The 13,841-nt window shown below is 46.1% G+C and carries 12 protein-coding genes and 1 riboswitch; of the genes, 4 read left to right on the forward strand and 8 right to left on the reverse strand.

What is annotated here, in order from left to right; genetic code table 11:
• Positions 1-16: 16 nt before the first annotated feature.
• Positions 17-619, reverse strand: a complete 603-nt coding sequence (locus ACLWBB_RS14985; RefSeq protein ID WP_413288354.1) for a DUF6151 family protein — start codon at positions 617-619, stop codon at positions 17-19.
• Between the two features lie 70 nt (positions 620-689).
• Entirely contained in the window at positions 690-3,401 is a 2,712-nt protein-coding gene (gene ppdK / locus ACLWBB_RS14990) for a pyruvate, phosphate dikinase (RefSeq protein WP_413288355.1), read from the reverse strand.
• Between the two features lie 313 nt (positions 3,402-3,714).
• On the opposite strand from ppdK, the gene ACLWBB_RS14995 reads away from it, so the two are divergent.
• Together ACLWBB_RS14995 and ACLWBB_RS15000 are read left to right on the forward strand one after the other, a co-directional pair.
• Complete coding sequence (locus tag ACLWBB_RS14995) at positions 3,715-5,175, forward strand: methyl-accepting chemotaxis protein (protein ID WP_413288356.1); 1,461 nt, start codon at positions 3,715-3,717, stop codon at positions 5,173-5,175.
• A gap of 34 nt (positions 5,176-5,209) precedes the next feature.
• Entirely contained in the window at positions 5,210-5,512 is a 303-nt protein-coding gene (locus ACLWBB_RS15000; protein WP_413288357.1) for a hypothetical protein, read from the forward strand.
• A gap of 89 nt (positions 5,513-5,601) precedes the next feature.
• Here the strand turns inward: ACLWBB_RS15000 and ACLWBB_RS15005 are convergent, their stop codons facing one another.
• Positions 5,602-6,948, reverse strand: coding sequence for a glycine--tRNA ligase (locus ACLWBB_RS15005; protein ID WP_413288358.1), 1,347 nt, complete (start codon positions 6,946-6,948; stop codon positions 5,602-5,604).
• Between the two features lie 149 nt (positions 6,949-7,097).
• Between ACLWBB_RS15005 and ACLWBB_RS15010 the strand changes: the two genes are divergently transcribed.
• Positions 7,098-7,466 (forward strand): photosynthetic reaction center cytochrome c subunit family protein, encoded by a 369-nt coding sequence (locus ACLWBB_RS15010; RefSeq protein WP_413288359.1) that lies wholly within the window; start codon positions 7,098-7,100, stop codon positions 7,464-7,466.
• 1 nt (position 7,467) lies between these two features.
• On the opposite strand, the gene ACLWBB_RS15015 is transcribed toward ACLWBB_RS15010, so the two are convergent.
• The 4 genes from ACLWBB_RS15015 to ACLWBB_RS15030 form a co-directional block, all read right to left on the reverse strand.
• A complete protein-coding gene (locus ACLWBB_RS15015) occupies positions 7,468-8,451 on the reverse strand; it encodes a hypothetical protein (protein WP_413288360.1) in 984 nt (327 codons plus the stop codon).
• Complete coding sequence (locus ACLWBB_RS15020) at positions 8,429-9,319, reverse strand: hypothetical protein (RefSeq protein ID WP_413288361.1); 891 nt, start codon at positions 9,317-9,319, stop codon at positions 8,429-8,431. Before ACLWBB_RS15020 ends, ACLWBB_RS15015 begins: the two co-directional genes overlap by 23 nt.
• The gene (locus tag ACLWBB_RS15025; protein ID WP_413288362.1) at positions 9,319-10,152 is read right to left on the reverse strand and encodes a hypothetical protein; all 834 of its coding nucleotides are present in this window, start codon (positions 10,150-10,152) and stop codon (positions 9,319-9,321) included. The genes ACLWBB_RS15020 and ACLWBB_RS15025 overlap by 1 nt, the downstream gene beginning before the upstream one ends.
• Before the next feature lie 94 nt (positions 10,153-10,246).
• Positions 10,247-10,573, reverse strand: a complete 327-nt coding sequence (locus ACLWBB_RS15030; protein WP_413288363.1) for a hypothetical protein — start codon at positions 10,571-10,573, stop codon at positions 10,247-10,249.
• 159 nt (positions 10,574-10,732) lie between these two features.
• Between ACLWBB_RS15030 and ACLWBB_RS15035 the strand changes: the two genes are divergently transcribed.
• Complete coding sequence (locus ACLWBB_RS15035) at positions 10,733-11,527, forward strand: Mrp/NBP35 family ATP-binding protein (protein ID WP_413288364.1); 795 nt, start codon at positions 10,733-10,735, stop codon at positions 11,525-11,527.
• 359 nt (positions 11,528-11,886) lie between these two features.
• A riboswitch (cyclic di-GMP riboswitch) is annotated at positions 11,887-11,981 on the forward strand.
• 228 nt (positions 11,982-12,209) lie between these two features.
• Here ACLWBB_RS15035 and ACLWBB_RS15040 read toward each other — a convergent pair.
• A complete protein-coding gene (locus ACLWBB_RS15040) occupies positions 12,210-13,820 on the reverse strand; it encodes a LysM peptidoglycan-binding domain-containing protein (RefSeq protein ID WP_413288365.1) in 1,611 nt (536 codons plus the stop codon).
• Between the last annotated feature and the right edge of the window lie 21 nt (positions 13,821-13,841).

Raw genomic sequence — 13,841 nt, forward strand, 5'->3', positions numbered from 1 at the left:
CATCACCTACAAAAAATTAAAGTCCAACAAGAGCATCACGCTCTGTCTTGCTGAGAACTTTTGGTTCAGAGATTGGATTGCCATCGACTTTAAAAAACGGCGAAGGTTTGCCAGAACCACTGAGTTTCGCAAAACCAATAAATTTAATCACTCGCAACATAAATCCCAAAGAAACTTTCTGTTGCGCCTTCGGCGGTAAAGTTCCTTTGGCAAAACGAGCCTGCATACGCTCTCGTACCGGTCCAAATTCACTCTCAATTTGCTCGTTTGAATAATTTTTTTGAAAGGCTCTGACTGGAACCCCGATATACGGCATTGATTGTTCGGCCATCGTATTGCCAAGCGGGCTTTTACAGCACGAGGTGTACCAGCGGTACATCCCTTTACTATGAAGGCGAAGGCACTGAAGCTTCTCCTGGCCCTTATGGAAAGTGTAATGAGAAGGCATCACAGGAATGATATCCGTTCCGCCGTTGGCATCAAGCATATCAGCATGACCAATAGAGTGCGCATAGGCTTGGCAATCATCACAAAGACAAACGGCACGGTATCCTTTAAGATGTTTTGATTCGACGGTTCCTTGAACTGCCCCACAATCACATTCAACGGTCATTTTCATTGCAGTCCCCTACAAAAAACAAAGGCCCCCATAAAGGAGCCTCTGTGTACATAAAACCTGTACTTAAATTCTAATGAAGTTTCTTACCAAGTAAAGCCGCACGAGCAGCAGCTAGCCTTGCGATTGGTACGCGGAACGGAGAGCAAGAAACGTAATCAAGACCTACAGAGTTAAAGAACTCGATAGAATCTGGATCACCACCGTGCTCACCGCAGACGCCGACTTTCAAGCCTGGTTTTGAACGACGGCCCATTTCAGTAGCCGTTCTTACCAAAGAGCCCACGCCGACCTTATCGATCGTCACAAACGGATCTCTTGCGAAGATGCCGCTGCTAACGTAGCTACCCAAGAATCTTCCCGCATCGTCACGAGAAAGACCCAAAGCTGTTTGAGTCAAATCGTTCGTTCCGAAGCTGAAGAAGTCCGCATGATCTGCAATCGCATCAGCAGTCACTGCCGCACGCGGAAGCTCGATCATAGTTCCTACCAAGTAGTCGAATTTCACGTTTTGTTCTTTTTGAACTTTTTCAACCTCAACGACTGTCAAACTACGAAGAAGCTCAAGCTCTTTATCGGTTGCAATCAACGGGATCATGATTTCAGGCACAAGTTTCTTACCGGTTTTCACGATCTCGCTTGCAGCTTCGGCAATCGCACGAACCTGCATTTGATAGATCTCTGGGTACGTGATCGCCAAACGGCAGCCACGGTGACCCAACATCGGGTTGAACTCATGCAAAGATTTTACTTTTGAACGAAGCTTGTCGACGTCGTACTTAATACGGCCGGCAAGTTCTTGAATTTCTTTTTCAGTATGAGGCACGAACTCATGCAAAGGTGGATCCAGCAAACGAATTGTCACTGGCAAGCCATCCATGATTTTGAAAAGCTCTTGGAAGTCTGTTCTTTGCATTGGCAAAAGTTTCGCCAAAGCTTTTTCACGCTCTTGCTTGCTTTCAGCCAAGATCATTTCACGAACCGCATCGATACGATCCGCGCCAAAGAACATATGCTCTGTACGGCAAAGACCAATACCTTCCGCACCGAAGTTACGCGCTGTTTGCGCATCTTTTGGAGTATCTGCGTTTGTACGAACTTTCAATTTACGAACTTTGTCCGCGATTTTCATAATGCGTTCAAAGTCGGAATCTAGTTTTGGCTCGATAGTTTTCACTTCACCAAGGAAAACTTCACCAGTACCGCCATCCAAAGTGATCACGTCGCCCTTTTTGAGCACATAGCCTTTCACTTTCATGGTTTGTTGGTTGTAATCCACTTCGACTTCACCGCAACCAGCAACACAGCACTTACCCATACCACGAGCAACAACCGCCGCATGAGAAGTCATCCCACCACGAGTGGTGAAAATACCTTGAGCTGCGATCATACCCGCAATGTCTTCCGGAGAAGTTTCGATACGAACCAAGATTACTTTCTTGCCAAGATCTTTCCACTCAACCGCGTCTTCCGGAGTGAAAACGATTTGTCCATGCACGCCACCAGGGCTTGCAGGCAAACCTTTTGCCAAGACAGTTTTTTGGGCCTTAGGATCCAAAGTCGGATGCAGCAACTGATCCAAAGAAGAAGGATCCAGTCTTAGGATTGCTTCGTCTTCTGTGATCAGTTTTTCATCGATCATGTCACAAGCAATTTTAAGCGCCGCTTTTGCCGTGCGCTTGCCATTACGAGTTTGCAACATCCAAAGTTTGTTTTTCTCGATCGTGAACTCGATGTCTTGCATGTCACGATAGTGACCTTCAAGTTTTTTATAGATCGTTACAAGCTGGCCGTAAGCTTCTGGCATTGCTTCTTCCAAAGAAGGCACGCCCGCTTTAGCCGCTGCAACTTTAGTGATTGGTTGCGGAGTACGAATACCCGCAACAACGTCTTCACCTTGAGCATTGATCAAGAACTCGCCATAGAAGGCTTTTTCGCCAGTACTTGGATCACGTGTGAAGGCAACACCCGTTGCAGAATCATCACCCATGTTACCGAAAACCATCGACTGAATATTTACAGCCGTTCCCCATGCTGCAGGAATATTATGAAGCTCCCGGTAAGTGATCGCACGCGGAGTATTCCAAGAGTGGAATACGGCAGAGATCGCTCCCCAGAGTTGTTCGTAAGCATCGTTCGGGAATGTACGACCGGTCATTTGTTGAACCAGGTCTTTGAATTTTTTTACAAGATGTTTCAAATCATCGACAGTAAGATCCGTGTCGAGTTTGTATTTCTTTTCGTCTTTCAAGTCTTCAAGAGTCACTTCCAGAAGTGATGAATTCATCCCCATCACCACGTCTGAGTACATTTGAATGAAACGACGGTAAGAATCCCAAGCAAAGCGTGGGTTGTTAGAAGACTTCGCAAGTCCTTCTACTGTTTGATCGTTCAAACCAAGATTCAAGATTGTATCCATCATCCCTGGCATTGAAGCGCGAGCGCCTGAACGCACAGACACCAAAAGCGGATTGCTGATATCACCAAACTTTTTGCCGATTTTGCCTTCAACTTTTTTCATGGCTTCAAGAACTGAAGGGCGAACCCACTCAGGCAACTTGCCACCGGCTTCGTAAAAGTGCGCGCAGATTTCTGTCGAGATCGTGAATCCTGGGGGAACCGGAATTCCCAAAGAAGTCATCTCGGCAAGATTGGCACCCTTACCACCCAAAATGTTTTTCATCCCGGCGTTTCCTTCGGAATCACCAGCCGCAAAAAAGTAAACGAACTTTTGTGGGATTGTAGTCTTAGTCCCAGAATTTGAAGTCGTTGTTTGTGTGTGCATGCATGTCTCCTTATGCACCCCCATAAAACAATGGGAGGCGCTATTCTAGCAAGGAAAAAGACTGTTTTTCGCCAACGCTTACAAGGATTTGAGAGGCTTTTTTGCCTAGAGTTTTTGCTAAACCGCTCGAAAGTTCGGCCTCGGCTGTTTATGCATGGTGACAACCTGTTCCCAGCGATCCCATTTAAGCAAGTTTAGGCCAGATTTCTACACCACGACAGAAATGACTGAACTTCCGGATTCAAGGCTCCGAAACAAGGAAAGACGAATAAAATCTAACACTTTGTAATGTGTGAAAGCTGAGTAGAAAAATATGTCCTTAGGTAAAAAATTATTTTTTACAATGGCCTTGGTCTTTTGCTTAATCACGTCTTCTTTTGGCATCTCGATTTTTAAGCAGCTTCAGTCCACAAAACTATCTTCCGAAGTCGCAGATCGTTGGCTGCCAGCGGTTTCCAAAGTGTCTGAGTTGAATGTAAATGTATCCAACTATCGCCGCATGGAAGTGCTTTTAGCCTTTTCTGAAGACAAAGGCGATCAAGCCGCCTACCGCGATGAGCTCGACAGCGCCCTCGGCAACCTCACTATTTACCGCAAAGTTTTCGAGCCTTTCCTTGCAACCGATGAACAACAAAAGCTCTATGAAGAATTCAGCACCAAGTGGGATCAGTATATTGAAACCCATGACAAGATCGATGCTTTCGTCACCAAAGGCGAACTGCACGAGGCGCAACGTCTGTTGTTGAGTGATTCCCAAAACCAATTCCAAACAGCCTATGAACTTTTGCAAAAATTAGGGAACGCGTGTTTCGAGTCTGGTGTTAGCGCCAGCCAAAAAGCCCAAGCGAACTTTGAAAATTCTAAATACATTATCCTCGGAGCCATGATCCTGAGCCTGCTTGTGGGCGGCTTCTTAATGTTCAAAATCACGCGCAGAATGATTCGCTCGCTAAACACAATCTCGGTCGATATCTTTGGCAGTACCGAGCAAGTCAATGGCAGCTCTGAAACCCTATCCACTGCCAGCAATAAATTTGCAAACAACATCAACTCGGCCGCAGCTTCGATCGAAGAGACCATGGCATCAATGGAAGAACTCTCCAGCATTGCTAAAACCAATGCCAATCACGCGCAAGAAGCCGCCAAGATGGCTTCTGAGTGCGAAGTCTCTGTAGAAAGTGGCCAAGTTAAAATCCAAGCATTGATTGGCGCGATGAACGAAAACTATCGAAACTCGGCCAAGATGCAAGAGATGCTAAATCTGATCGACGACATCGCCTTTCAAACCAACTTACTAGCACTTAATGCCGCGGTAGAGGCTGCTCGTGCTGGTGAGCATGGTCGTGGCTTTGCCGTTGTTGCAGACGCTGTTCGCTCGCTCGCACAAAAAAGTGCGGTCGCAGCCAAAGATATCACCGATGTTCTAAATCAAACTCTGAAGAGCATGAAAAACGGCGTGGATCTTGCCGCCGAGGGCGAAGTCGCTTTCTCTGCTATCGTAAAGTACGTTCATCAAATCCGTCAGATCAACGAGAGCATTGCTCAAGGAAGCCAAGAGCAAAATCATGGCGTTTCACAAATCACACAAGCGATGAGCACCATTGATACCAGCTCGCAAGAGAACGCCAAGACCTCTCAGGACTTGGAATCCACCGCAGTTCTGGTGAAGACCGAAGCAGACCGCTTAGGCGGGATTGTTTTGGAGCTCGAGAAGCTTATTCACGGAAATGCGAAGAAAAAAGAAGTCTCCGTCATACAAAAAGAAAGTGCTTAGTTTAATCTAAAAAAACACAATACAAGGGGTATTCATGAAAACCACAATGATGATTGCTGCAATGATGCTATTTGCTCAAGCCAGTTTTGCTGAGTGCGAATTGATCACCACCCGTAAAGCTTGCCCAGGTAAAGAGACCGAAGCTCTAAAACCTTACGATGGTAAAAACCCAACAACTGAGAAAGTAACTGCGGATTCTGAAGACGCCTGCTTAAAGAAAGCAGAGAAAGCTTCTAAAATCATTCGTAAAGGCACTCTGACTGAGAAATCAGTCACTGCAAAATTCGGTGGTAAGGACCTAGGGAAGACCTTCTCCGACAAAGTGGATTGCAAATAAGGCTCCTGAAATAATTTTGTTTTGCGGACAAAATAAAAAGAGCTCCCCCATCAGGAGCTCTTTTATTTTTCAGTATTTACTTGTGAGAACTACTTCGTGTTGTTGAAGTTTTTAAGCTTCCCTGCCACGTAGCCATTCAACTGACTCATTGGAATGCGCTCTTGAGCCATTGTATCGCGATGGCGTACCGTCACCGCTTGGTCATTGATAGAATCAAAGTCCACAGTCACGCACAGCGGAGTTCCGATCTCGTCCTGACGACGGTAGCGTTTACCGATCGACTGAGCTTCATCGTAAGTAACGTCAAAGTCTTCTGCCAACTGATCACGCAATTTGCCGGCAATGCTGCTGAGCTCTTCTTTTTTAGAAAGTGGCAAGACTGCAACCTTGATCGGCGCGATGTCTGGGTGGAAGCCCATGACCAAACGCATGTCCTCTTTCCCCTCAGCATCCGTCGTGATTTCTTCGCGGTAGGCATCGCATAGGAATGCTAAGCACAGGCGATCGCAACCAACGGCTGTTTCGATAACGTACGGGATGTATTTTTCTTTGTTCGCTTCGTCGAAGTACTCCAAAGATTTGCCCGAGAACTTCATATGTTGGGTCAAATCGAAGTCAGAACGATTGTGAATACCTTCAAGTTCGCTAAAGCCCATTGGGAATTTGTATTCTACGTCCACAGCTGCTCTTGCATAGTGCGCAAGCTTTTCGTGATCTTTGAATTTCAAGTTTTCAGCTTTCAAACCGAATTTCAGATAGAAATTCCAACGAGTTTCTTTCCATTGCTTGAAGAACTCTTCGTCAGTTCCTGGCTTCACGAAATATTGCATTTCCATTTGCTCGAACTCACGAGTACGGAAGATGAAGTTACCTGGAGTGATTTCGTTACGGAATGATTTACCGATCGCCGCGATACCAAACGGAATTTTATAACGAGAGCTTTGTTGGCAATTCAAGAAATTCACGAAGTGACCTTGCGCGGTTTCTGGACGCAAGTAAATCACGCTCGCAGAATCTTCCAAAGGGCCCATGTGAGTTTTAAACATCAAATTGAAGTTACGCTCTTCAGACAAGTTTTTGCTACCGCAGTTCGGGCACTTCTTCTCGTTGATGTAAGAGTCCGTGTTATCCGCACGGAAACGAGTTTTACAGTCCTTACAGTCGACCAAAGGATCCGAGAAGCCATCAACGTGACCAGAAGCCTTCCACACCATTGGGTGCATCAAGATCGCAGCATCAAGACCCACGATATCACTTCTGCGAGTCATCGCATTCCACCACGCGCGCTTCACATTCATTTTCAAAATGGAGCCCAAAGGTCCGTAGTCCCAGCACGATGCAAGACCACCATAGATCTCACTGCTTGGAAAAACAAAACCACGACGTTTGGACAGAGAAACAAGAGTGTTTAAGTCCTCGAGATGCTTAATTTTCATGAAAGGCTCCGGTTTAAAAAATGACCTTCTATTTGGGTAACATCGCCCCCTAGACCAGTCAAGAAATCAGACTTGTAAGGCGAGGTCGCTTTACGGAAAATAGAGGAAAGAATCCATTCGAATTTTCATCCAAGCTTCTAGGACGGATCATGAAAAATAACGCAGTATATTACAAGTCACTCGTGGTATTCGGTGCTGCCATTTTCCTCATCATGTTGATTCTATCTCCGAAAGGTTATTCAGAATCCGCAAGCACACTCAAAACGAACGAAGACAAAGTCCGTCAAGAGATGGTGGTGATCTCTCGCCAGTTGGGCGTCACTTGCACCGAGTGCCACAATATTCAAAACTTTGCGTCCGACGAAAAGAAAACATTCAAAGTTGCAAAAGATCATATGCGCATCACCGAAACTCTGCGCGGCAGCGGCTTTGATGGCAAAAAAGGTCCCGAGGCAAGTTGCTTCATGTGCCACCAAGGCAAGCTTCGCCCTGAATACAAAGAATCTATCAAAAAATAAATTAGTAACCGGTTGGTTTGATGACGAACTCGTAAGTGGTCGCTTCGGATTTTTTCAGACCACCAGCTTCTGCCCATGCGGTAATTCTGTAACGACCAGGCTTCGCCGCTTTGCTAAGGATCACTTCTTTAGCGTCTTTCGAAGTAAACTTATCAACCGGAATCCACTCTTCACCAAAGAAATATCGGTACTCGAGAGTCCCCACGGTGTCTGCCACCTTCGAAGCATCTTTCCAACGTAAAGTTGGAGTGCCCTTTGTCGTCGGCAGACGTTGAATTTTCACTTTAGGATTGCCAGGATCCGCAACTTCATCAAAGACGATCACGGGCTTATCTAACTGCACGGTCTCGATGATCACCCGTCCTGCCAAAGTAACAGGGTCAGATTCAATGCCATCATTTCCGATCGAGGTCAGTGTCGTACTGTAAGTCCCCGCAGTCAGTGTCGTTGTATAAGAAAAACCTTTAACGATCTCATCGCGGATTACTTCGGCTTTTTCATTAACGACTTTAACTCGAAATGCAGAGGCACCAGCGGCTTCTCCCCAGTGAAAAGTCACTTCACTGGTCAGAGTTTTTTTATCAATCACACCCGTCGTTACGACATTCTTTTTGGGAATTTTCGCAGGTTTTGGTTGAACCGTGAATTCCTCAAGCGGCGACCACTCTCCGTAGACTTTACGAGCATCCGAAACGCGGCTTCGTACACGATAACGACCCACTTTGAATTTAAATTTGAAAATATGGTTGTTAGATTTAAATGTATTTAAAACTTTGCCTTCTTGATTCTGAAATTCTAACTCGTAAGCCTTCGCACCAATGATTTGTTCCCACTCAAGCTCGACCGGAACTTTCTCTGCGACAGGTCCCAATTCCGCGGGTTTTTCAGGCGCCGCAGCCCCGTCAGTCGCAGTTCCCTTTACGGCCAAAGCCAAAGAACCTGACAGCAATAAAAAAATGAGACTACTTCTTGTCAGGAACTTCATTGAAGTCCTCTTTACCTTGCTGAGGCAAAGACTGCTTCGCTAAACGCAAAGCCAAGTTGATCGCATTGGCGTGATCAATGGTGATCTTTTTAGAATAAACGGCATAGTCCATCGCAGCGATGAAATTTTCCGGAGCTTTAGGACCATAAGTGAAAACCTTTGGTACCAAATTCAAAGAATCAATCACCGAAAGCCCCATGCGCTTATCGGTGCGCAAGAAAGTATAGAACTTTTCAAAAGAGCTATACAAACCACCCGGGAACTTCGGCGTGTGCTCGACGATCTTAAGAGCGAGCTCAGCACATTGACGAAGCGGCAATGCAGCTTTGTCGTTGCTCGTACAGAATTTAACTAACTTAATGAAGTCTTCGCGCACATCTTGAGCTTTACCCTCGTAATCGCGGGACAATTCAAAGCTGACTCGGTAAGCTGTCGCAAAATCGAAATCGAAAGCATTTTCAAGGTACATCTTCGAGAAAACTTCATTGAAGTTTTTCAGACGCTCGTCATCCAAAGCCGCAAAATCCAAACCCACTTCCACGGCTTTCACTAGTGCCACGCCGGTCTTTTTCATCATCTCGTAGGCTTTAAAAAATCTATTCGCAGCGCCATTACAACCACGACTGATTCTCAGAGATAAACGCGCCGCTTTTTCTTCATTCAGCGCAAGCTCGCCGTCGCCAAGAATTTTTTCGTAAGCTTCTTTAAATTCTTTGAAACTATCGCAAGGCTTCGGAGTTTTGTCCTCTGTCGGCATCACGCTGATGGAATAAGTGCCATCACGCTCTTGCGCAGATTTCACTTCCCACCCGGCCTGGGCAGAACTTGTTAGAAATGTCAGAGCGATGACGCCAGACGCGAACTTCATTAGAAGCTCCAGTTCGCTGTCAATTGCGGTTGGAACTGCTGAGACTTAGGAACATACTGCAGATCCCAACCCACAAGTGGAGTATAGATCTTGCGCTTGTATTCCAAATGCTTGTTCCAGTTATCAACATAACGATTGCTAAACATCCAAGGCAAGAACGACGCCGCAACACCGACAGCGGCATAAGCACGCACATCGCCGTTCGCCTGACTTAACACCGCTAAGTTGGCCGCAAGGTTCAAAGTCACAGAAATAGTTGTTAGCATATTGATCAGGTGAGCTGGTTTTTCCAAAGCTTCTTCTGCCAAACGCTCGCGCATCAATTCACTGCGCTTATCAGTCACTTTCACCGCTTTTACGCGGCGGAAAGAATCACCGTACAGGTCACTCTTAATCAGGAAAATAGAAAGACCTAAACCACCGATACCGACAGCCATTGCCGCCATACCGACATTGTCGCTGTCTTTTTTCTCTGCATCTGTATCGACGTCCGCTTTGTAATTACCGCGCAAACGATTCCCGGCAAGGATCGTTGCGATTGAAGAAACTTGATATGGCCAAAACGCGATCCACCCGTATTCACGCTCGTTCTGAGTTTCCATCAACAAGCGATCCGTCGCACGAGGCACGACTTGCAGCTCGGGGTAATCAAGACCTTTTAAGATGTCCTCTTCTTTGGTTTCACGCGGAGGAATGACGACACTTTCTTTTTTCGCCGCAGGCGCAGGTGCCGGGGCTGAGCCCGTCTCTTTTTTCTCTTTATCCTGGGCAAGAGCAAGATTTGTAGACAACGCCAAAGACAATGCAAGACCGAAAGACAAAATCCTTTTCATAAACTTCCCTGTTACTACTTAAAGTGTTTTGCCTAAGTAGAATAATTGAGAAACTCTCGAGTTTGTACTGGACTGAGTACTTTGGTACCGGGTTTTATTTTTTTGCAAGAATGGTTTTGAACGCTGTTTCTAAGAACTGATGAGATTCTGGGTCTGAGGTTTTCAGCATATTCTGATAGGCCTTCGTCACGTCAACAAGACTTGAACCTGCAGGAAGACCGAGCACTTCGAACGCATCCCAGGTGTGCCCGTTATAGTTAAACAAAATATTGAGATCCTTGCCGGCATCTTTCTGCTGGCTCTCATCCTGCAAGAACTTTTGGTACTTTGGGTGGCTGTAACGACTACCCCCTCTTTGCGGAGTTTTGTTCTGCTCTGTTTGCAGAACACCGCCGGTAGGCGCGTCATTCCCGCGCTTCATATTCAATTGAGTGGGCTTTTTCTGCCCTCCACGTCGCCCAGCAAAAAACCAGAGGACGAAGAAAGACAAAATAGCGATGTTGAGAAGTAAAAAATCTTGGCTATTCACTTAATTTTTATTATTGGTGTTGAGCGCTTAATTATCAAGTAGGAGTTCACTATGGCTGCCCCTAACCCGTTTGACCAACAACAGGCGATCCCTGGAGTTAAACATATTGTTGCTGTGAGTTCTGGTAAAGGGGGCGTTGGTAAGAGCACAGTTGCTACAAATTTAGCCACTGCCCTTGGCCAGAAGAACAAAGTCGGGCTCCTAGACGCCGACATCTATGGCCCAAGCATCCCTCGTATGTTGGGAAGTCTTAATCAAAAACCTGGAATCAACGCCGCCCAACGCCTGGAACCCATAATGCGCTACGGGATCAAACTGATGAGCATCGGTTTCTTGATCGACGAGAACGCTGCCGTGGTTTGGCGTGGACCTATGCTCTTTAAAGCGATGGATCAGTTCCTTCGTGACGTCGACTGGGGTGAGCTTGACTACCTCATTGTCGATCTTCCACCGGGCACAGGTGATGTGCAGTTGTCTCTGGCACAAAAGGTTCCAGTTGCGGGTGCCGTGATGGTGACGACCCCTCAAAACGTGGCTCTGACTGATGTGAAAAGAGCCGTCGACATGTTCAACCGTACCGGCATTCGTCTTTTGGGCATGGTCGAGAACATGGCTTACATGGTGAACCCTGCCAACGGCGAAAAAATTCAGATGTTCCCGAAAGGTGAACTCGAGTCTTACATGACTGCGAAGTCGATTCCTAAGATCGGCGAAGTGCCTTTCAATCCAAACGTGGGTCTTGCGTGCGAAGCCGGCGTTCCGATCGTTGAAAGCAACAAAAACAGCGCTGAAGCCCAAGAGTTCATGCGTATTGCGGACCGAATTCGCGAAATTTTGCCTGTATAATTGGCAAAATTCGCGGACTTGTTCGACCTCGTCCAAAACTTCTTCTCGACAGAGGGGAAATCTCAAAATGAGACTCAAGTAATTGAATTTATTTGAGAATTCAAAACGACTTTCTTGAAAAACCAACCTTAGTCCAGCTATCCTGGTTTTGTTGAAACGCAAGGCCCGGTAAATTTCCGCTATGAGGGCCGGCATAAGGAGGGGTCGTTATGAAGAATCGCAAACGCGATCACAATGACAAGTCACCTAAGTGACGACGCGGTAAAAATTCTAGATCTATGTTTAAGAGATTTTAATAACCACAGGAATTCATAATAGGAGGTTCCTAGCGGTACTTCTCTAAGGATTTAGATCCTTCTTTTGCCTCAAGGTAAACCATCGGAAACGGTGGGGCACAAAGCTACAGGGGCTACAGCTCGAATACTATGAGAGCCAAGCCAGCCAGTCTGCCAAAGGTATGAGTCGCCCGAGGAATTAGGTGATGCAAATGGAAGGTCAAGTTTCAAAAAATTCTATCACGGATTGGTTTCATTCCCCTAGCCTATGAGTTATTAGGATTATTTCTCATAGGCACTTTTCTGCGAAAGCAGCGCCGGGGAAATTAGAATTTGAAAATTTAGAAGAAGAAATAAAAAAAGCCCCGAAGGGCTTTTTTCTTTTTTAGCGATGTCGTTTTGACTAATTACTCAGTCGCTCTCGCCTCAGGAATCAAGATTCTTGCTCCCACAAACAATTTCGAAGGATTCAACTTCTTGTTAGAGAGTTGGATAGAGTCCAAAGACACCTTGTATTTATCAGCAATGCTGAACAGGTTGTCGCCTTTTTTCACGACATGATATTTAGACTTCGCAGCCACTTTGCGTTTTGCAGAAGCCGGCATACGTTTCGCTCCGTCGTTATTAGAAGCATCACCAGGGATCTGAAGGCGAATGCCTACTTTCAACAAACGACCACGGCGGATGTTATTAGCACGCTTAAGCTCGTTGATGCTAACAGAGTACTTCTTCGCAATAGAGCTCAAAGTATCGCCAGATTGAACGATGTAGAAACGGCCATTCGCAGTCAACGTACTTTCAGGAGCACGAGCTTGCGGTTGTTCTGAGTTAGATTTTTTCTTAGCCACGATCACGTTACGCTTCGGAGCTACCGGAGTACGATCTGGAACGTAAACCTTCATACCAATTTTAAGACGTTTGCCTTTTGGAATGTCATTCAAGTCACGAAGGTAAGCCACCGTTGTGCGGTACTTACGAGCAATCGTGTGAAGGCTGTCACCACGCTTGATACGGTAAACTTGGGTGTCTCCAGCATCAGCTACGAATTCCGCTTTCTCAACGACACTCTCGCCAGCTGCAACGGTTGCGGCTTCGTTCATTCCTGGTGGGATACGAAGTTCCAACTTGTTATCCGCTTTCAAAGGAGCCACTTCGCCCTTAAACTTAGGATTCAAGGCTTTGAAGTCTTCGTAGTTGATGTTCATTTTTTCAGCCATCACGCGAAGATTCACTGGTTTGTCCAAAACGACATGGTCAAACTCAACCGGAGTCATGAAGTCGATTTCGTCAAAGCCGTACTTCTTCATGTCGTTCGCAATCAACTTAGCTGCGATGAATTTTGGGATGTAATGAATGGTCTCTTTTGGGAAACGCTTTTTCTTTGCAAGTTCCCAGAAGTCACGCGTGTAGTGATTCATCACTTCGCGTTTTACGCGGTTTTCACCCACGTTGTAAGAAGCCATCGCCAAATACCAAGAACCGAATACGCTGTACAAACCTTTGAAGTATTCAGCCGCTGCTTGAGTTGCCAAAACAGGGTCTTTACGTTCATCGACCATAGCGTTGATCTCAAGACCGTAGCGCTTACCAGTACCACGGATGAACTGCCAGTAACCGACAGCCGATGCGTGCGAACGCGCTTGCGAGTTAAAACCAGATTCGATCAAAGCAATGTAGAACAAATCTTCAGGAAGACCGTTGTCTCTGAGAACTTTCTTCATCAATTTTTCATAGCGAGTAGAACGCGCCAAATAGCGTTCCATGTGAGGACGGCCACGGCCTTGGAAATAGCTGATCCATTGTTCAACCAATGGATTTACTTCTGTAGGAATTGTTTCCAATTCTTGGTCCACAACTTTGGGACCTTCCGCATCTTTCAAACGGAAGGATTCCATATCTTTTAACGGTGTTGCAGTCTCGTCAGGCTTGCCGTCTACTGCAGTCGTTGACGTTGGAGATGTATGAGCACAAGCGCTCAATAACGCCAGGACCAAAGTAAGGGTGATAAACTTCCGCATGAATCCTCCGAATACTTTTCA

The sequence above is a fragment of the Bdellovibrio sp. HCB337 genome (assembly GCF_047302465.1).
Lineage (GTDB): Bacteria > Bdellovibrionota > Bdellovibrionia > Bdellovibrionales > Bdellovibrionaceae > JACMRP01.

Coding starts and splice junctions, on each gene's coding strand:
- ACLWBB_RS14985 (WP_413288354.1), bottom strand. CDS start 619: ATGAAAATGACCGTTGAATGTGATTGTGGGGCAGTTCAAGGAACCGTC.
- ppdK (WP_413288355.1), bottom strand. CDS start 3,401: ATGCACACACAAACAACGACTTCAAATTCTGGGACTAAGACTACAATC.
- ACLWBB_RS14995 (WP_413288356.1), top strand. CDS start 3,715: ATGTCCTTAGGTAAAAAATTATTTTTTACAATGGCCTTGGTCTTTTGC.
- ACLWBB_RS15000 (WP_413288357.1), top strand. CDS start 5,210: ATGAAAACCACAATGATGATTGCTGCAATGATGCTATTTGCTCAAGCC.
- ACLWBB_RS15005 (WP_413288358.1), bottom strand. CDS start 6,948: ATGAAAATTAAGCATCTCGAGGACTTAAACACTCTTGTTTCTCTGTCC.
- ACLWBB_RS15010 (WP_413288359.1), top strand. CDS start 7,098: ATGAAAAATAACGCAGTATATTACAAGTCACTCGTGGTATTCGGTGCT.
- ACLWBB_RS15015 (WP_413288360.1), bottom strand. CDS start 8,451: ATGAAGTTCCTGACAAGAAGTAGTCTCATTTTTTTATTGCTGTCAGGT.
- ACLWBB_RS15020 (WP_413288361.1), bottom strand. CDS start 9,319: ATGAAGTTCGCGTCTGGCGTCATCGCTCTGACATTTCTAACAAGTTCT.
- ACLWBB_RS15025 (WP_413288362.1), bottom strand. CDS start 10,152: ATGAAAAGGATTTTGTCTTTCGGTCTTGCATTGTCTTTGGCGTTGTCT.
- ACLWBB_RS15030 (WP_413288363.1), bottom strand. CDS start 10,573: ATGAAGCGCGGGAATGACGCGCCTACCGGCGGTGTTCTGCAAACAGAG.
- ACLWBB_RS15035 (WP_413288364.1), top strand. CDS start 10,733: ATGGCTGCCCCTAACCCGTTTGACCAACAACAGGCGATCCCTGGAGTT.
- ACLWBB_RS15040 (WP_413288365.1), bottom strand. CDS start 13,820: ATGCGGAAGTTTATCACCCTTACTTTGGTCCTGGCGTTATTGAGCGCT.